The following is a 16,942-nucleotide window of genomic DNA, read 5'->3' as shown; positions in this document are numbered from 1 at the left end:
CCCTGAGAATGAGAATAGCGAGTGTTCTCTTTGTTTTGCGAGCCCGCGTCCCCGCGGCGCCCGACTTTGTCATGTCCGGCCCCCTCCCCCACCAGGACGGGACGAGACGGACGGGACGCGTCGCGACTCGACGCCGGCGGCACGGCCCAGGGCCCCGGCCGGAGCGGGTGCGCTCCGGCCGGGGCCCTGGTCGAAGGGCGCCGGGATCTTTACGCCGCGAGTTCCGCCAGGATGGCGTCGTCGCGCGTCAGGTTCGGCCTGCTGCCGCTGTAGAGGCTGTCCATCGGCAGCCACCGCAGGGTGACCGGGGCCGGTTCACCCGACGCGGCCCGCGCCGCCGTCGCCCGCTCGCCGTACCCGATCGCCGCCGCGGCGGTGTGCCGGGGACCCGCGGGGACGTCCACCACCGACCACCCGGCCGGATGCCGGGCGGACTCCCACCCGAGGTAGTCCAGCGACAGGTCCCGTCCGAGACCCGTCCCCAGCCCCTTGAGGTAGGCCTCCTTGCGCGTCCACAGCCGCCCGAACGCCGCCGTGCCGGCGCACTCCGGCACCTCCGCGAGCTCGGCCCGCTCGTCCGCGTGCAGCGCGGCCGTGCACACCCGCGCCGTCTCGGCGCTCGGCACCTTCTCGACGTCCACGCCGATCGGCACCTGGGCCACCCCGATCAGCACCATCCCGCTGCTGTGCGACAGCGAGAAGTGCAGATCGGACTCGGGCTCGCGCAGGACCGGCCGGCCGTGCTGCTGGTCGCAGCACGGACAGGGCCCTCTCCCGAACACCAGCGAGCCGGCCGGCCGCCCCACGTACGTGGCCAGCACCCGCCGCAGGGCGATGTGCGCGGCCGCGTACAGGTAGCCGCCCGCCTGCCGCCGGCACTGGCGGGCGCGCTGCAGCTCCTTCTCGTCCAGCTCCGCCATGTCCAGGACGCCGGTGATGTCGTCCGGCTTGGGCTGCCGCAGCAGCCACACGTCCGCGCCGGCCGGCGGCGCCAGCTTCGCGGTCATCCGCCATACCCGAGCAGTTCCGCCAGCATGGCGGCCAGTGCGGGGGTGTCCTGCGCCATCAGGATCTCCTTCAGTTCCGGCGCGACGCCCAGCGCGTCCCGGAGCCGGTACTGGAGCTCGCACCCGAGCATCGACCCCACGCCGACGCTCACCAGCGTCCGCGTGGTGTCGAGCGCGTCCGGGCCGACGCCCACGGAGCGGGCGACCTCCTGGCGCACGTAGTCCAGGAGCAGCTCCATCCGCTCCGCCGGGCCCGCGGCCGCGAGCGCGGCCGCCGAGGGGGCGGTCACGTCCACGGCGCGCGGGCCGTCGGCGAGCTCCTGCGGTCCGGCGGGGCCGGCCTCGGCCGGGTACCCGTCGGGATCGGCTGTCAGCCAGTCCAGCACGGCCTGATCGACGGTCATGATTCCTCCTTGGTGATGACGGTGGTGACGGTGGTGACAGGGGTGGGATCCGTGACGGTCACGGACCGGGTGGCGAGCAGGGCCCGCACCCGGGCCGGGTGCAGGGGCAGGCCGCCGACGTGGCCGGCCAGCCCCAGGGCGTCCCGCACGGCGCCGGCGAGGACGGCGCCGCTGCCCGCGGTACCGCCCTCCCCCGCGCCGCGCAGGCCGAGCGGATTGCCCGGTGCCGGCGCGTCCTCGAACAGCTCCACCCGGATCTCGGGGAGCTGGTCCGCGCGCGGCCACAGATAGTCGTCGAGCGTCGGCGACAGCGGCCGGCCGTGCTCGTCGTAGCGGAACTCCTCGGACAGCGCGCCGCCGATGCCCTGCACGGCGCCGCCGGCCAACTGGCCGCGCACCGACGCCGGGTGGACCGCGCGGCCGATCTCGTACGTCACGGCGTACCGCAGCAGCGTGACGGCGCCCGTGTCCGGGTCGACCTCGACCTGCGCGAAGTGGGCGCCGTACGGATAGGTCATGCCGTTCGCGGCGTACGTCGACCGGCCGATCAGGCCCGGCTCCGCGCCACCGGAGACCCACCGCGGTGCGAAGGAGGCGGCGGCGATCCGCCCCCAGTCCACCCGCCGCTCCGGCGCGCCCGCGACGGCCAGTCCGCCGTCCTCGGCGACCAGCGTGTCCGGCGCGGCGCCCAGCAGTGCGCCGGCCACGGGCCGCGCCTTGTCCAGGACGGCGCGGGCGGCCTCGCGTACGGCCGTACCGCCGACGACGGTGGAGCGGCTGCCGAACGTGCCCCCGCCGTCGGGCAGCAGGTCGGTGTCGGAGAGCACCACGTGCACCCCGGCCACGGGGACGGCGAGTTCGTCGGCGGCGATCTGCGCCATGACCGTCTGGATGCCCTGGCCGGCACTGGCGCCGCCCATGACGACCCGGACCGCGCCGGTCACGCCGATGTCGACGACGGCGCTGTCGTAGCCCAGGCCGGCCTTCTCCAGGATAGCGGCGCAGCCCGTGCCGACCAGCCGTCCCTCGGCGCGGGCGGCGGCCGCCTCGGCCCGCCACCGCTCGTACCCGACGGCGGCGAGCCCCTTGTCGAAGTGCTCCAGGTGGTCCTTGCCGTCCAGCACCATCGGCGCGCCGAAGACGTGCAGGGGCCGGGTGTGCGGGAGTTCGGCCGCCGTCAGCAGGTTGATCCGGCGCAGCTCGACCGGGTCGGCGCCGAGCCGGGTCGCGGCCAGGTCCAGGGCGTGCTCGCGCACGAAGGTGTGCTGGAAGCGGCCCGGGGCCCGGTAGGTGCCGATCGGCGTCTTGTTGGTGGTGACGATGTGCACGCGCGAGCGGCAGGCGGGCAGCCGGTACGGGCCGGAGATCATCGAGGCGGTCAGCGCGGCGACGACCGCGCCGTGGGTGCGGATGTAGCCGCCGTTGTCCAGCCAGGCCTCGTCGCGCAGGCCCAGCAGCCGGCCGTCCGCGTCCAGGGCCAGCTCGATGCGGTGCTCCTGCTCGCGGGCGTGGTTGGCGGCCGTCATGTGCTCGGCGCGGTCCTCGCTCCACTTGACGGGGCGGCCGGTGCGCAGGGCGAGGAAGGGGACCAGGAAGTCCTCGGGGTAGAACTCGCCGCGGATGCCGAAGCTGCCGCCCGCGTCCGTCTCGCGCAGGTGGATGCGGTGTTCGGGCAGCGCCAGCAGGGAGGCGAGCACCCGGCGGTTGATGTGCGGGATCTTGGCCGCGCCCCAGATCGTCAGCCGCCCGGTGTCGGGGTCGGGTTCGGCGACCAGGCCGCGCGGCTCCAGCGGGGTGCCGCTGTGCCGGCCGATGCGCAGGGTGGCGCCGACCACGTGGGCGGCCGCGGCGAAGGCGGCGTCCACGTCGCCGTACCCGAAGTCGACGACGCCCACCTCGCGTTCGGCGGGGGCGGTGCGCGCGTCGAGGACGGGCTCCAGCTCGGCCAGGTCGGCCCGGACGAGCTCGGCGGCGTCCTCGGCGGCGTACGGGTCCTCGGCGACGACGGCCGCCAGCGGCTCGCCCGCGTACCGGACGTGGCCGGTGGCCAGCGGCGGCTGGAGGTACGGGGTGAAGTCCAGCCCGGGGTGCGGCTGGCGCACCGGGATCAGGGCGCCGGGGGGCAGGTCGGCGGCGGTGACGACGGCGGCGACGCCGGGCAGGGCGGCGGCGCGCGCGGTGTCGATGCCGAGGATCCGGGCGTGCGCGAGGGGGGAGCGCACGACGCGCATCCACAACTGCCCGGGCCGCACGACGGCGTCGTGGAACCGTCCCCGCCCCCGCAGCAACCGGTCGTCCTCGAGCCGCGCCACGGACCGCCCGACGGCCGGCCCGCCACGACGACCGCCGGGGGCGGGGTCCTCCGTGGGGGCGGGGGTGGCGGGGGCGGTGTTCATCGGGGGGCTCCGTCCGGGGGCGTGGCCGCGTGCGGCGGTCGGTGGGCCGCTGCCTCGATCGCCTCGACGATGGGCTGGTAGCCGGTGCACCGGCACAGGTTGGCGGCGACGCACGCCCGGATCCGGGACCGGTCGGGAGCCGGCTCGCGGCGCAGCAGAGCGGTGGCGAGCATCAGGAACCCGGGGGTGCAGAAGCCGCACTGGAGCGCGAAGTGGTCGCCGAACGCCCGCTGCAACGGCCCGAGCCGGCCGTCCGGCTCCGTGAGGGACTCCACGGTCTGCACGCTCTGCCCGTCGGCCTGCACGGCGAGCACCACGCAGGCCCGCACGGGCTCGTCGTCCAGCAGCACGGTGCACGAGCCGCACACCCCGGTCTCGCACCCGACCTGCGTCCCGGTCAGCCCCACCTCGCGCCGCACGACGTCGGCCAGACTGCGGCGCGCCTCGACGTCGAGGGCGTACGGCGCCCCGTTGACGGTGAGCTTCACCGGCACGGTGGCCGGGCCGGCGTACCCGGCGCCGCTCATGCCGCCACCGCCTCGGCGGCGCGGCGGCGGACGGGGGCGAGGACCCGGGCCCGCTCGGCGGAGCGGGCCAGCGCCCGCCGGACGAGCGCTCCCGCCAGGGCGGCGACGTCCGCGGCAGCGGTGTGGGCGGCCGGGTCCCCGGCGCCGGCCGGGTCCCAGGCGGCGGGGGCGCCGCCGGTGCGTGCGGCGCGGGCGGTCGCCTCCTCGACCGCGAGCGCGGCCGCCGCCGCGAAGGCGTCCGGGTCCGGGCGGGCGCCCAGGAGCTGGGCCTCGGCGCGCGGCGCCCGCACCGGGACCTCGCCCGGTCCGGCCACCGCCAGCCGCACCGCGGCGACGCGGCCGTCGGCGCCGAGGGTCAGCGCGGCCGCCGCCGCGGCCTCGGGCAGCCGGCCGGGCTGGACGCCGTACTCCACGAGCGCGGCGGCCGGTTCGGCGGACGGGAGGCGGACGGCGGTGAGGATCTCCCCCGGCCGCAGCGCGGTACGGTGCCGGCCGCGCAGGAACGCCGCCGCCGGCACCACCCGGGCGCCGGCCGGCCCCAGCAGGGTCAGTTCGGCGTCCAGCAGCACGGCCAGCAGGCACCACTCGGCGCACGGGTCGGCGTGCGCGAGGCTGCCGCCGAACGTCCCCCGGACCCGGACCGGCAGCTGCCCGATCAGGGCGGCCGCCTCCGGCAGCACCGGCAGGTCGCGGTGGAGCACCGGGTCGGTGCTGCGCTCCAGGGCGGCGTGCGGGGTCAGCGCCCCGATCCGGACCCCGCGCGCGTCGGCCCGTACGCCCCGCAGGCCCGCCGCCCCGCCCAGGTCCACCAGCAGGTCGGGCCGGACCAGCCGGCGGTTCAGCAGCGGGATCAGGGACTGCCCGCCCGCCAGCACCCGGGCCTCGCGGCCGGCCGCGGCGGCCCCGGCGAGGGCGGCCACCGCCTCCTCGGGGGTACGCGGGCGGACGTAGCCGAACGGCGCGGGCTTCACGGCCGGTCCACCGGGGGGACCCGGAGCTCGGTGTGGCCGTACTTGCGCATCACGTCGGCGAGGTCGAAGTGCGCGGAGCGCTCGATGACCTTCTCGCCGCGGAACCGGTCGATGCCCAGGGCGCCGAAGGTGGCCTTGCGGTGGCTGGGCGGCAGGCCCCGGAACGGGCCGGACTGGGTGGCGGTGCACAGCACGCGGGAGATGACGGTGTCGCCCTCGGCCCACTGTTCCACGACGGTGTCGACCATGTCGGGGAACGCGGTCCGGAAGGCGCGCACCCAGGTGCGTACGCCCTCGGGACCGCGCAGGCCGAACTGCGGCCAGGTGAAGTCCTCGTGGAAGACCTCGTCGGCGAGGCCGAGCTCGCCGTGGGTGATGATCCGCTCGAAGAGGAGGGCGATCTTCTTCTTCCGCACGTCGGCGAGTTCGGACCACGCCGCGTGGTCGGCGGCCGCGGTGTCGGCGGTCGGCATGTCAGGCCTTTCCGGAGGGGTGGGAGGAGGCGAGCGGCCGCCCGGGCGCGGGGGACGGCGCGGGGGACGGCTCGGCCGGCGGGGCGGGCGCGGGCCGGGGCAGGGAGCGGGCGGCCGCGGCGGCCACCAGCACCAGGACCAGCCCGATGCCGGCGACCCAGCGCAGGGCCTCCGCGTGGGCGGCGGTCCCGGTCCGCCCGCCGAGGACCGCGAAGAAGACGGCGCCCAGCAGGGCCACGCCGACGGCGCTGGCGAACTGCTGCGCGGTGGTGAGGATCCCGGCGGCGGAGCCGGCCTGCCCCGGCCGTACGCCGGAGAGGACGGCGCCGGTCAGGGCCGGGACGGCGATCCCGTTGCCGAGCCCGATCAGCACCATGGGCGGCAGCAGCCACCCCACGCTCAGCCCGTCCGGGGACCGGAGCAGTCCGATACCGAGGGCCAGCAGTCCGGCGGCCGCGACGAGGACGCCCGCCAGGACGGTCCGCGCGGCACGGGCGGGCGGGGTCCGGCGCGCGGCCATGGAGGCGGCGGCGAAGGCGAGCCCGAGCGGGGCGAAGGCGAACCCGGCGCCCAGCGGGGACAGGCCGAGCCCGGACTGCAGGACGAGGGTGAGGGCGAACAGGAAGCTGAAGAACGCGCCGAACACGGCGCCGCTGACGAGGAGTCCGCGGTGGAAGGCCGGGACGGCGAAGAGCGACAGGTCCAGCAGCGGGTTGCCGCCCCGCCGCGCGAGCCGCCGCTCCCACGCCAGCGTGGCGCCCAGTACGGGCACGGCGGCGGCCAGGCACAGCCAGGCCCACACCGGCCGGGTGCCGGACCCGCCGGGCCCGGGCATCAGGGGTACGAGCGCCAGCGCCAGCCCGGCCGGGATCCCGATCGCGCCGAGCGGATCGAGGCCGGCGCCGCCCACCCGCACCCTGGGCGGCCCGGGGACCACGGCGCGGGCGAGCACGAAGGTCAGCAGCCCGGCGGGGACGTTCACCAGGAAGACCGCCCGCCAGCCCAGGCCCGAGGGGCCGGCCTGGAGCAGCAGCCCGCCGAGCACCTGCCCGGCCACGGCGCCGACCCCGATGGTGAACCCGAACCAGGCGAGCGCGCGGGGCCGTTCGGCCGGGCCGAACACCCCGGTGATCAGGGCCAGGACCTGCGGCACCATGGCGGCGCCGGTGACCCCGTGCAGGAGGCGGGCGGCGACCAGCTGGCCGGGGCTCTGGGCGAGCCCGCACAGCAGGGAGGCGGCGGTGAAGGCGAGCGTCCCGCCGAGGAACACCGCGCGGTGGCCGAAGAGGTCGCCGAGCCGGCCGCCGGTGATCAGACCGCCGGCGTACGTGAAGGCGTACCCGGCGACGATCAGTTCGAGGGCGAGGGGCCCGGCGCCGAGGTCGCGCTGGAGCGTGGGCGCGGCGACGTTGACGACGTACAGGTCGAACTGGGCCATGAACAGGGCGGCCAGCACCACCGGCAGCATGAGCCACCGGCGGGCGTGACCGGTCGTGGCGGTCACCGTGCCTCCCCCCGGGCGGCGACGGAGGCGGCGCTCGGGGTGCGCGCGCCCTCCAGCCGCCAGTCGATCCCGGCGTACTCGCGGGCCGCGAGCTCCAGGGCCACGTCGACGGACCGGACGGTGGGCAGCGCGAACAGCCCGGCGATGGTGCGCAGCCGCTCCGCGCGGTCGCCGCTCCCGACGACGTGGTACGTCACGCCGAGGTCCTCGAGGGCCCGCAGCAGCATGTCGTCGCAGAACCCCCGGAAGTCGGGGTGCATCCGCCGGTGCCGGCCGCGGCCGCCGCTGCCTGCGCTCCCCTCGCCGGCGGTGAGGTGCACGAACCCGTCGTAGGTCTCCTTCACGTGCTGCCGGAAGGCGTGCCCGAGCTGGTCGACGGCCTCGGCGAAGAAGCCCATGGCGGCCGAGCGCGGGGGCGTCGGGGCGGGCGCGGCGGGGTCCATCCCGAACCGGACGCGCGCGGCGGCGTAGATCCACTCCTGGAGGGAGGACCCGTCCGAGATCAGCCGCGCGCCGAGCCGCGCCTCGTTCCGCACCCGGCCGGCGTGCCGCCGCACGGCGAGCTGGAGGTACTCGGCGGGCGAGACGTCGGCGAGCGCCTTTCCGGGCACGGCGTCGGGCAGGATCTCCCGGATGGACCGGGCGGGGGCGAACGGGATACCGGTGTAGTGGGAGAGGGCGGTGGCCGTGGAGGTCTTCCCCGCCGCGTAGGTCCCGGACACGGACAGCCGCATGTGTACTCCTCGTGTGATCGTTCCAGTGGTCCACCGGGGCCCCGCCCCGCCCCCGCGCCTCAATCGCCGGCGAGGCTGAGTGGGTACGCCTCAATCGCCGGCGCGGCTGGGTAGGTACGCCTCAATCGCCGGCGCGGCTGAGTGGGCGCGCCTCAAACGCCGGCGGGGCTGGAAGGCGGGGGCTCCGCCCCCACCCCCTACGGGCGCTCCGCGCCCGTGCGCTCAAACGCCGCGCGGGCTGGATTTGCCGTTGCGCGGCGGCACCTTTCAGCGCCGCTGGGCACCATCTCAGCCTCGCCGGCGTTTGAGGCGCGGGGGTGCGGGGGCGGAGCCCCCGAAAGCCTGCCCACCGGGCAGCCTTCCAGCGCCGCCGGGCCCCGTTCCAGCCCCGCCGGCGATTGAGGCGCGGGGGCCTGGACCCGGGGGTCCCGGGCCCCCGCGGTCAGGTGGCCGCGGAGGCGGCCTCCGGCGGGAGTTCGTGCGCGAACGAGCACCGCAACCCCACGCCCCCCAGCCCGGCCTCGATCTCCACGCTGCGCCACACCCCGCCCCGCAGCGGCAGCAACCGCTTGGCGAGCAGCCGCGCCCGGGCCCGCGCCGCCGCCGCGGGGACCGTCGGCAGCGGCAGCGCCGTATCCGCCGCCGTCAGCACGGTCTGCATCATCCACAGGGTGTTGCTGTTCGCCCGGTTCACCTGGTCCAGCTCGTACATCAGCACCTGGACCAGCTGCAGGTTCACCACGAACGCGTCCACCATCGAGATGGCCGGCCCGGTCGCCGCGTCCACGCCCCGCGCGTCCGGCCCGGCGGGCCCGTCGGCGGGGCCCGGGTGGAAGTGCACGCCCGCCTCCGCGGTCAGCGACTCCATGTCCACGGCCACGTCACGGATGACGTGCCGCCGCTTCTTGAAGCCCTCGCCGTAGAACCGCAGGCGCCCGTCGCCGAGCCCCTCGTCGAGGCCGGCGAACAGCCCCTCGGCGTCCGCCCGGACACCCTCGTCGTGCTCGATCTCGCACCGCACGCGCAGCGCGCCCACCGAGCCGTCGTGGACGGACAGGACCCGGCCGGGCGCGCCCGGTACGTCCTCCGTGCGCACCAGGCGCGACGCGGCCGGGATGCGCAGCAGGTCCTCCTGCGGCGCGCCGCCCGCCCGCAGCACGATCTTGCGCAGCCGCATGGTGGAGTGGGCGTCGCCGGTCAGCCCGTACGCGTGCACCAGGTGCAGTTCGGCGAGCTGCACCCCCAGCACGAGCGCGTCCACCGTACTCAGGTGCGGGCGCAGGTCGGTGCCGTCCTTCTTGCGCGACCAGTCCGCCGGGTAGCTGACGTCCACGGTCGCGTGGATGCCGGGGCGTTCGGCCGCGACGGGCGTGGCGACGATGTCGCGGACCAGGTAGTCGGCCCGCTGGTAGCCGCGGGAGAAGAAGCGGCCCTCCCCCGGGCCCAGGTAGTCGTCGATCGAGGTGAGGCTCAGGGTCGGGTTCGAGATGGTGAGGGACACCGCTCACGCACCCGCCGTCGCACCCGACGCCGCGCGCTCCAGCGCGGCCTCGTACGCGCCCACCAGCTCGCGCAGCGTACGGATCTCCGTGATCGACAGCTGCTCGCCGAACGGGTCGACGCCCAGCTCGGTCTCCAGCTGGATGAGCAGCTGGGCGAGCATCAGGGAGTTGACCCCGGACTTGAGCAGCTCGTCGTCCAGCGACAGCTCCTCCTCGTCCGAGCTCAGCACCACGGCCTGGATCTCGCGCTCGATGATGTCCTGGACGCTCTGGTCGTTCAGCATGTGATTCCTCCGTCGATGACCAATGACTGACCGGTGATGAAACGTGCCTGCGAGGAGGCCAGGAAGAGGACCGCGTCCGCGATCTCCTCCGCGGTGCCGAGCCGCCCCAGTGGTGTGCGGTGCTGGATCTTCTCCCGGTTGCGTTCGGTGACGTCCGAGGTCAGCTCGCTGTCGAAGAACCCGGGGGTGAGGGTGTTGACGCGGATGCCCACGGGTCCCAGCTCCCGGGCGAGGGCCCGGCCGAACCCCTCCAGGCCCGCCTTGGCCGCGGCGTAGACCGCGACCCCGCGGTAGCCGCGGATGGCGTTGATGGACGAGATGTGCACGATCGACCCGCCGTCGCGCATCATCAGCCGCGCACACGCCTGGGTCAGGTGGACCGGGGCGGCGAGGTTGGCGACGAGCAGGTCGTCGATGCGGTTCGGGGCGATCGTCAGGAACAGCTCCTGGTGGAGCAGGCCGGCGTTGTTGACGAGCAGGTCGACCGTGCCGAAGCGTTCCTTCACGGCCTTGACGAACTGCCGGACCGCGCCGGGGTCGTGCAGGTCGACCGACTGCCACAGGAAGTCCTCGGGGTGCGCGGCGGCCAGTCCCTCGGTGAACTCGTTCGGTTTGCGGCTGAAGGTGGCGACCCGCCGGCCCTCGGCCAGCAGCCGTTCCACCAGCACCCGCCCCAGTCCCCGGCTGCCGCCGGAGACCACGGCGACGGGCCCGCTCACGCCGCGCTCCGGATCTTCTTGAACCGGTCGGAGTGCGTGTCGTCCTCGGTCACCTCCACCACGACCGGCACCTTGAAGGCCTCCAGCCGCTGCGCGCAGTGCTCGCGCACCCGGCGGGCGGTGACCCGCGGGTCGGTGCACGGTTCGGTGAGCTTGACGACGGCCTTGACGACCTGGCCGGTGACGTGGCTGGGGCGGCCGGAGACCACGGCGTCGGCCACGTAGTCCAGCTCCAGCAGGACGTTCTCGACCTCGCTGGGGTAGACCTTCTCGCCGGCCACGTTGATGAGTTCGGACCTGCGGCCCAGGATCCGTACGTAGTCGCCGTCCGTCTCCACCGCGTCCTGGGTGTTGAAGAAGCCCTGCTCGTCGAAGGGCGCCGGCGCGTTGAGGTAGCCGAGCATCGCCATGTCGGAGCGGATCCACAGGATCCCGTCGTCGATGCGGTAGGAGAAGCCCTCGCCGCCCAGCTTGACCCACAGGCTGCCGTCGTCACGGGACTTGGTCGGCATGATGCCGAGCTCGGACAGCCCGTACGTCTGCTTCAGGCGGACCCCGGGCAGGGCGCGGGCGAGCCGCTGGAGGGTGCCCTCGGGCATGGGCTCGGTGCCGTACGTCACCAGTTGCAGCGAGCTGAGGTCGTGCCGCTCGTACGCCCGCGAGATGAGCAGCATGTTCAGGAAGGTGGGGGTGGTCGGCAGGATCTGGATGTCCTGGGCGGCGATGGTCGCGCACACCTTGTCCGGGGTGCGCTCGTCGATGGTGACCAGGGCGCCGCCCTGGCTGAGGGTGTGCAGCAGGGTGTTGATGCCGCCGATGTGGTCCAGGTTGAGGAAGCCGAGGGTGCGGCGCGGCCGGGTCGGCGGGCCGTACTTGGCGAGGACCTTGGAGAAGTCCAGCACGCTGGCCTTGCTGCGCCCGGTGGTGCCGGAGCTGAAGAGCACCAGGCCTGGCACTCCGTCGGCGCGCAGCCGCCCGTACAGGTCGTGGTCGGCCTCGCGGCCGGTGATCTCCACGCTGCGCCGCCAGTGCGCGGAGTCGATGGTGATGACCGTCTCCACCTCGGCGACCTCGTGGAACTCGGCGCGCTTGGCGGCAGGCAGCGGGGTCATCGGGACGACGACCGCGCCGCGCTCGATCAGGGCGAGCAGGCCGGCGCAGGCCTCGACGCTGCTGACGCCCTCGAGGGCGACGACCTGCCCGGCGTGTATGCCGTTGCGGTCGAGGAATCTCTCCCACTCCGCGGTCAGGCGGGCGAGTTCGGCGTAGCTGTGGGCCACGCCGTCGAAGACGATGGCGTCGGCCTCGCCGAAGCTCTGCATCCGGTCGAAGAACCAGGACGTCATACGCTTTCCACCTCTTTCACCTCGTTCGATACGGCCGCCAGGGAGCCGGTCCGGCCGGGGGCCCGCCACAGCGGCAGGCCGAGCGCCGGCGGTACCGGCGCGGCGGGCAGCAGGGACCACCCGTGGATACGTGCGTGGGTGCGCAGGACCTTGTCGCCGCCGACGACCACGGCGGCTCCGGCCGCCCGCAGCATCGGCAGGTCGGAGATGTGGTCCCCGTAGGCGATGCAGTGCCCGGGGTCGGTGCCGTGCGCGGCGGCGACGGCCCGCAGGGTCTCGGCCTTGGCGGCGGAGAGCATCGGGGGCCGGTGCAGGCCGCCGGTGTAGCGGCCCCAGGCGATCTCGGGCTCGGTGCACCAGACCTCGTCGGCGCCGAGGTACTCGGCGATGGGGTCGAGGACGGCGGGGAAGGATCCGGAGACGAAGACGATGCGCGTGCCGTGCCGCTGGTGGCGGCGCAGGGCCGCGACGCCGTCCTCGTGGAAGAAGCCGCCGGCCCGGAGCTCCTCGCGGAACCAGTCCTCGGCGAGGGCGGACACCTCGGTGGCGTACGCGCCCTCCAGGCTGGCGAAGTAGGCGCGGTTGGTGGCCTCGCGGGGGCAGCCGACCTCGTTCATCGCCTTGAGCGCGCGGCGCCGGGTGACGTACTCGGCGGGCGGGTTGCCGGTCGCGGAGAGGTAGTGGCGCAGGAAGCGGAACATGCTCGGGGCGGTCGTGAGGGTGCCGTCCACGTCGAAGAATGCGGTGCGGTAGCCGTTCACTGCGGTCTCAACCTTTCCGGGAATGGGCTGGCTGGTCTGGCTGTGCTGGCCGTACGGGGTGGTGCGGGCGCTGCGTCCGGTCGCGGCGGCGGACCGGGTGGGTGGACCGGGGGTGGTGCCTGCGCACAGCCCCTTCCCCCGCGGGGGATTCGGAGGAAGGGGCCGTGCACGGGGCGTCCGGCGCGAGGAGGTCCCGCGTCAGACGCGTTCGGTGACCGGAGCCGGCCGGGTGGCCGGGGCCCCGTCGGCCGGGGCCGTCACCGCGCTCGTGGTGCCCGGGTCGGCGGCGACCGCCTGCGCGACGGGCTTCTTGAGGCCCAGCGTCGCCAGGAAGGTCAGCGCGATGCCCGCGGCGGTGGCCCAGGTGGCGACGAGGATGCCGTCGGTGAGCCGGGCCGGGTCGGTGGTCTCGCCGCCCGCGGCGGAGGCCGCGACGGCGATCAGGACGGCGAGGCCGACGGCGCCGCCGATCTGCTGGCCGGTCTGGGCGATACCGGAGCCGATGCCCTGCTCCTCGTCGGCCACGCCGGTGGTGGCGGCCGCGAACATCGCCGTGAAGATGACGCCCTGACCGAGCGAGAGGACGATCAGCGGGAGGGCGATGACCAGGTACGAGGCGTCCTGCGAGAGGGTCAGCGCGAGGGCGACGGTGCCCACCAGGCCGACCGCGAGGGCGATCAGCAGGGTCTTGCGGGCGCCGTAGGCGTTCATCAGCTTCCCGGCGGCGACGGTTCCGATCAGGACGCAGCCGGAGGGGAGCAGGAAGGCGAAGCCGGTGGCCCAGGCGCTGTAGCCCTGGACGACCTGCCAGTACTGGGTGAGGAAGTAGGCGTAGGCGCCGAACGTCGCCATGAAGAGGAACGTGATCGTGGTGCCGACGGTGACGTTGCGGTTGCCGAACAGGCGCAGCGGCATCATCGGGGCGCGGGTCCTGGACTCGATGCCGAGGAAGAGGGCGAACAGGGCCACGGAGCCGATCAGGCTGCCGATGGTGGTGCCGGAGGCCCAGCCCACCTCAGGGCCGTTGACCAGGGTGAACACCAGCAGCGTGGAGGCGACCGTACCGGTGATGGCACCGGGGAGGTCGAAGCCCCGGGTGCTGACCCGGGCGGTCTTCGGCAGGAGGCCGATGCCGTAGACCATGGCCGCGCCGGCGGCGATGACGTTGACCCACATGACCGCCTGCCAGCCGAACCAGTCGGTGAGCAGGCCGCCGAGGATGGCGCCGAGGACCATGCCGAAGCCACCGGCACCGCCCCAGACGGACAGGGCGCGGTTGCGCTCCTTGCCCTCGGCGAAGAGGGTCACCACCAGCGACAGGGTGGCCGGCGCGAGGAAGGCGCCGCCCAGGCCCTGGACCACGCGGGCCGCGACCAGCAGCCAGGACTCGGTGGCCAGGCCGCCCGCCACCGAGGAGGCGGCGTAGAGGAAGAGGCCGAAGAGGAACATGTTCTTCCGGCCGAAGAGGTCCGTGGCGCGGCCGCCCAGCAGCAGGAAGCCGCCGAAGGCGACGGAGTAGGCCGAGATCACCCACTGCAGGTTCTGCGCGGAGAAGCCGAGGTCGCTGCCGATGTCCGGCAGGGCCACGAACATGATGTTGTAGTCGATCGCGATGATCATCTGGGCGAAGGCCAGGAGGCCGAGGATCGCTCCCAGACGACGCGGCTTGGCCTGCACGCTCGTGGGCACGCCAGTTCCTTCCGGTCGGGGACGGTCGGGGGTGGGGTCAGTAGCGGAAGGCGTACGCGAGCCGGCGCGCGAAGGACTTGTGGCGCTGGGACTCCATGTACGCGAGGTTGGACTGGAGGTCCTCGATGTCGGCGGCGACGCGTCGCTCGGCCTCCTCGATGGCCTCCTTGATCGGTACGACCACCGGCAGCCCGAAGATGTCGACGATCTTCTCGATGCGCTCGGGGATCGGGCCGCCGACGACCCGGTAGGGGATCTTGATCTCGTCGAGGGCCTCGACGAGCAGGTCGTCGGAGAGCCGGCGGAACGGCTCGGACACCGGGCGGTGGCCGTCGGCGTCCATGTCGAACTCGACGGGCAGGTGCACGTAGGCGTCGTAGGACCGCTTGGCGCGGTCCTTCTGTATCTCGCCGAGGGTGTCGGTGTACTTCTGGTAGAAGCGCTTGGAGGTGACGCCCATGGCCTTCTTCACGCCCTGGAACCACCACGGCATACCGGGGTTGATGCCGACCCGCATGCGGGCCTCGAAGTACACCCACTCGTGGAAGACGCCGCCGTCGGAGATGAAGGCACCGGTGCCGGACTCGTTGACCAGGCGCTCCTCGTAGCGGCGCAGGCCCAGCTTGACGAGCTCCATCGCGTTGAGCTCCATCACCGTCTTGCCGGGGACGAGGTCGACGAGCAGCTCACGGGAGGTCTTGGCGTGCGTGCGCGGGATGCCCGTCGCGATCGAGAGGGCTTCCGTGGTGGTCGACTTTCCGGACGAGTAGGTGCCGGATATCGCCAGTTTGAGATCGGGCTTGTCGCTCCACTGGGGAACCTCGAGCTGCATTGTCTGTGGCCTTTCTCGTCGGGACGGGGCGGGTTTCGGAAATGCGCGGGGTTACTTTCCCTGGACGGCGGCCAGGGCCTTGTCGATGTCCACGACGGCGGGAAGTCCGGTGATGTCCAGGATCTGCTGGACGCGTTCGGCCGGGCTGCCGGCGACGGTGTGGACGGGAACTCCGGTGTCCGCGAGGGCGGGCAGCAGCACCTGGTCCGACAGGACCCGGAAGGTGTCGTTGATCGGCCGGTTGTCCTCGTCGAGCGGGAATTCGATCGGGAGGTGGAAGAAGGAGTCGTACGCGGTCTTGGCGTGCCGCACGGCGAGCCTGCCGATGTGGTCGGCGACGTCCTCGTACGCGGCCGTGACCTCGTCGCGGAAGCGGCTGTCCACGGTGGCCTCGGTGCCCGGGTTGGGGCCGGTGACCAGGCGGAGCTTGGCGAACACCCACTCGTGGACGATCGATCCGTCGCTGATGAAGCCGGCCGGGTGGGCGGCCTCGTTCAGCGTGCGCTCGGCGTACCGCTTGACGGTGAGCTGGAGCAGCTCGCCGGAGGTCCAGTTCCAGATGTGCTTGCCCTCGCCGCCGATGGGCTCGCGCATGGCGGTGCCCTGCGTGTAGGGCAGACCGGTTACCTCGGAAAGGACCTGGGAGAGCAGGGTCTTTCCAGATCCGTAGGCGCCGACAATGGCGATTCTCTGGGTCATGCCGAAATCATTTCAGCAGACCGGCAGGGGGCCCAGCCCCTCTTGATGGTGTTATTGGAGCACCTGTTGCCGCCGCCAACAGGCGGCCCGCCGGGCGGGATACGGCGGTTGCGCACGGAAGGCCGCCCACGAAAGGCCGCATGCGAAATCCCCGGCCCCATGAATTCTGGGGCCGGGCCGGAAGAATTGCAAGGAGCGGAGCAATTACTGGTAAATTTCTTCCCACGGCTGCCACATGGGCGTACCGGATTCCGTCGAGATCCGCCCGAAGACCACGTCCGAGAAGTGGTTGGCGAACGCCAGGGTGCGGGGGCGGACCAGCTCGGCGAGCAGGGCGCGACGGGTGGCGACCCCGTGGTTGGGCAGTGCGTCCATGGCCACTCGCCAGTCGGGGCGGGCGAGTTGGGCGGGGGTGTGGAAGACGTCGCCGAAGGCGATGAGCCGGTGCCCGCCGGCGTTCAGGACGTAGGCGGTGTGGCCGGCGGTGTGCCCGGGGGTCGCCCAGGCGGTCACGCCGGGGAAGACCTCCTCGCCGTCGGCGATCCCCCGGATCCGCGGCGAACCGGCCTGCGGCCGCGGCCAGTTCGCCCATTCGTCGGCGGAGGCGGCGTACACGGCGGAGGAGAACGGCGAGTCGGCGCCCGCCCCGGGGCGGAAGGCCCAGCCGAAGTGGTCGTCGTGCAGGTGGCTGAAGGCGATCAGTTCGATGTCGGCGGCCTTCACCCCGGCGCTCTCCAGCGCCGCCGGCAGCCGGCCGCCGACCAGGACGCCGAGGGTGGGGTGGGTGTGCTCGGCGGGGATGTCGTGGGGGCCGAAGCCGGCGTCGACCAGCATCGCGCGGCCACGGTACTCGATCAGCAGGGCGCCGATGGAGGCGGTGAGGTAGCCCTCGGGGTCCAGCAGGGCCGCGTTCTCCCCCTCCCAGTCCGCCGCCGTGGTCTCCGGCAGCCAGCGCCGCGGGTCCAGTTGCACGTGACCGTCGGGCAGCCAGGTGACGGTGTGCTCGCCCAGGGTCAGCGAGCGCGGCGCGGTGGCCGGGGTGTTCCACGGGGTGGCAGTGGCCATGGTGGTCGGTTCCTCGTCTCGGCGCCCGG

Annotated in this window: 17 protein-coding genes; all 17 read right to left on the bottom strand. The window is 74.0% G+C overall.

Annotated features, from left to right (window positions below; all coding sequences use genetic code 11):
* Nucleotides 1-209: 209 nt before the first annotated feature.
* Entirely contained in the window at nucleotides 210-1,007 is a 798-nt protein-coding gene (locus ACZ6KO_RS15165) for a 4'-phosphopantetheinyl transferase family protein (protein WP_469304427.1), read from the bottom strand.
* Nucleotides 1,004-1,411, bottom strand: a complete 408-nt coding sequence (locus ACZ6KO_RS15160) for an acyl carrier protein (RefSeq protein ID WP_469304426.1) — start codon at nucleotides 1,409-1,411, stop codon at nucleotides 1,004-1,006. The genes ACZ6KO_RS15165 and ACZ6KO_RS15160 overlap by 4 nt, the downstream gene beginning before the upstream one ends.
* Complete coding sequence (locus ACZ6KO_RS15155) at nucleotides 1,408-3,807, bottom strand: xanthine dehydrogenase family protein molybdopterin-binding subunit (RefSeq protein ID WP_469304425.1); 2,400 nt, start codon at nucleotides 3,805-3,807, stop codon at nucleotides 1,408-1,410. Before ACZ6KO_RS15155 ends, ACZ6KO_RS15160 begins: the two co-directional genes overlap by 4 nt.
* The gene (locus ACZ6KO_RS15150; RefSeq protein ID WP_469304424.1) at nucleotides 3,804-4,334 is read right to left on the bottom strand and encodes a (2Fe-2S)-binding protein; all 531 of its coding nucleotides are present in this window, start codon (nucleotides 4,332-4,334) and stop codon (nucleotides 3,804-3,806) included. The genes ACZ6KO_RS15155 and ACZ6KO_RS15150 overlap by 4 nt, the downstream gene beginning before the upstream one ends.
* Nucleotides 4,331-5,305 (bottom strand): FAD binding domain-containing protein, encoded by a 975-nt coding sequence (locus ACZ6KO_RS15145; RefSeq protein ID WP_469304423.1) that lies wholly within the window; start codon nucleotides 5,303-5,305, stop codon nucleotides 4,331-4,333. The genes ACZ6KO_RS15150 and ACZ6KO_RS15145 overlap by 4 nt, the downstream gene beginning before the upstream one ends.
* Nucleotides 5,302-5,778 (bottom strand): ester cyclase, encoded by a 477-nt coding sequence (locus ACZ6KO_RS15140; protein ID WP_469304422.1) that lies wholly within the window; start codon nucleotides 5,776-5,778, stop codon nucleotides 5,302-5,304. The genes ACZ6KO_RS15145 and ACZ6KO_RS15140 overlap by 4 nt, the downstream gene beginning before the upstream one ends.
* 1 nt (nucleotide 5,779) lies before the next feature.
* Entirely contained in the window at nucleotides 5,780-7,282 is a 1,503-nt protein-coding gene (locus ACZ6KO_RS15135) for an MFS transporter (protein WP_469304421.1), read from the bottom strand.
* A complete protein-coding gene (locus tag ACZ6KO_RS15130) occupies nucleotides 7,279-8,016 on the bottom strand; it encodes an AAA family ATPase (protein WP_469304420.1) in 738 nt (245 codons plus the stop codon). Before ACZ6KO_RS15130 ends, ACZ6KO_RS15135 begins: the two co-directional genes overlap by 4 nt.
* Before the next feature lie 442 nt (nucleotides 8,017-8,458).
* Nucleotides 8,459-9,517 (bottom strand): AvrD family protein, encoded by a 1,059-nt coding sequence (locus ACZ6KO_RS15125; RefSeq protein ID WP_469304419.1) that lies wholly within the window; start codon nucleotides 9,515-9,517, stop codon nucleotides 8,459-8,461.
* A gap of 3 nt (nucleotides 9,518-9,520) precedes the next feature.
* Nucleotides 9,521-9,802, bottom strand: a complete 282-nt coding sequence (locus ACZ6KO_RS15120) for an acyl carrier protein (protein WP_469304418.1) — start codon at nucleotides 9,800-9,802, stop codon at nucleotides 9,521-9,523.
* Nucleotides 9,796-10,521, bottom strand: a complete 726-nt coding sequence (locus ACZ6KO_RS15115) for an SDR family NAD(P)-dependent oxidoreductase (RefSeq protein ID WP_469304417.1) — start codon at nucleotides 10,519-10,521, stop codon at nucleotides 9,796-9,798. Before ACZ6KO_RS15115 ends, ACZ6KO_RS15120 begins: the two co-directional genes overlap by 7 nt.
* A complete protein-coding gene (locus ACZ6KO_RS15110) occupies nucleotides 10,518-11,867 on the bottom strand; it encodes a class I adenylate-forming enzyme family protein (RefSeq protein ID WP_469304416.1) in 1,350 nt (449 codons plus the stop codon). Before ACZ6KO_RS15110 ends, ACZ6KO_RS15115 begins: the two co-directional genes overlap by 4 nt.
* Nucleotides 11,864-12,628 carry an HAD family hydrolase gene (locus ACZ6KO_RS15105; RefSeq protein WP_469304415.1) on the bottom strand — a complete coding sequence of 255 codons (765 nt, stop codon included), beginning with the start codon at nucleotides 12,626-12,628 and terminating at the stop codon, nucleotides 11,864-11,866. Before ACZ6KO_RS15105 ends, ACZ6KO_RS15110 begins: the two co-directional genes overlap by 4 nt.
* A 198-nt stretch (nucleotides 12,629-12,826) precedes the next feature.
* Nucleotides 12,827-14,317 carry an MFS transporter gene (locus ACZ6KO_RS15100; RefSeq protein WP_469304414.1) on the bottom strand — a complete coding sequence of 497 codons (1,491 nt, stop codon included), beginning with the start codon at nucleotides 14,315-14,317 and terminating at the stop codon, nucleotides 12,827-12,829.
* 37 nt (nucleotides 14,318-14,354) lie between these two features.
* Nucleotides 14,355-15,149 carry an AAA family ATPase gene (locus ACZ6KO_RS15095; RefSeq protein WP_469304413.1) on the bottom strand — a complete coding sequence of 265 codons (795 nt, stop codon included), beginning with the start codon at nucleotides 15,147-15,149 and terminating at the stop codon, nucleotides 14,355-14,357.
* 51 nt (nucleotides 15,150-15,200) lie between these two features.
* Nucleotides 15,201-15,848, bottom strand: a complete 648-nt coding sequence (locus ACZ6KO_RS15090; RefSeq protein ID WP_469304412.1) for an AAA family ATPase — start codon at nucleotides 15,846-15,848, stop codon at nucleotides 15,201-15,203.
* 204 nt (nucleotides 15,849-16,052) lie between these two features.
* Nucleotides 16,053-16,913, bottom strand: a complete 861-nt coding sequence (locus tag ACZ6KO_RS15085) for an MBL fold metallo-hydrolase (protein WP_469304411.1) — start codon at nucleotides 16,911-16,913, stop codon at nucleotides 16,053-16,055.
* Nucleotides 16,914-16,942: the final 29 nt, after the last annotated feature.

The sequence above is a fragment of the Streptomyces sp. NPDC042102 genome, from assembly GCF_055582305.1.
This window is presented reverse-complemented; position numbering and strand designations above follow the sequence as displayed.

Bases quoted from the DNA above. Each gene is read 5' to 3' on its own strand.
- ACZ6KO_RS15165 (WP_469304427.1), bottom strand. From the start codon at position 1,007: ATGACCGCGAAGCTGGCGCCGCCGGCCGGCGCGGACGTGTGGCTGCTG.
- ACZ6KO_RS15160 (WP_469304426.1), bottom strand. From the start codon at position 1,411: ATGACCGTCGATCAGGCCGTGCTGGACTGGCTGACAGCCGATCCCGAC.
- ACZ6KO_RS15155 (WP_469304425.1), bottom strand. From the start codon at position 3,807: ATGAACACCGCCCCCGCCACCCCCGCCCCCACGGAGGACCCCGCCCCC.
- ACZ6KO_RS15150 (WP_469304424.1), bottom strand. From the start codon at position 4,334: ATGAGCGGCGCCGGGTACGCCGGCCCGGCCACCGTGCCGGTGAAGCTC.
- ACZ6KO_RS15140 (WP_469304422.1), bottom strand. From the start codon at position 5,778: ATGCCGACCGCCGACACCGCGGCCGCCGACCACGCGGCGTGGTCCGAA.
- ACZ6KO_RS15130 (WP_469304420.1), bottom strand. From the start codon at position 8,016: ATGCGGCTGTCCGTGTCCGGGACCTACGCGGCGGGGAAGACCTCCACG.
- ACZ6KO_RS15120 (WP_469304418.1), bottom strand. From the start codon at position 9,802: ATGCTGAACGACCAGAGCGTCCAGGACATCATCGAGCGCGAGATCCAG.
- ACZ6KO_RS15110 (WP_469304416.1), bottom strand. From the start codon at position 11,867: ATGACGTCCTGGTTCTTCGACCGGATGCAGAGCTTCGGCGAGGCCGAC.
- ACZ6KO_RS15095 (WP_469304413.1), bottom strand. From the start codon at position 15,149: ATGCAGCTCGAGGTTCCCCAGTGGAGCGACAAGCCCGATCTCAAACTG.
- ACZ6KO_RS15090 (WP_469304412.1), bottom strand. From the start codon at position 15,848: ATGACCCAGAGAATCGCCATTGTCGGCGCCTACGGATCTGGAAAGACC.
- ACZ6KO_RS15085 (WP_469304411.1), bottom strand. From the start codon at position 16,913: ATGGCCACTGCCACCCCGTGGAACACCCCGGCCACCGCGCCGCGCTCG.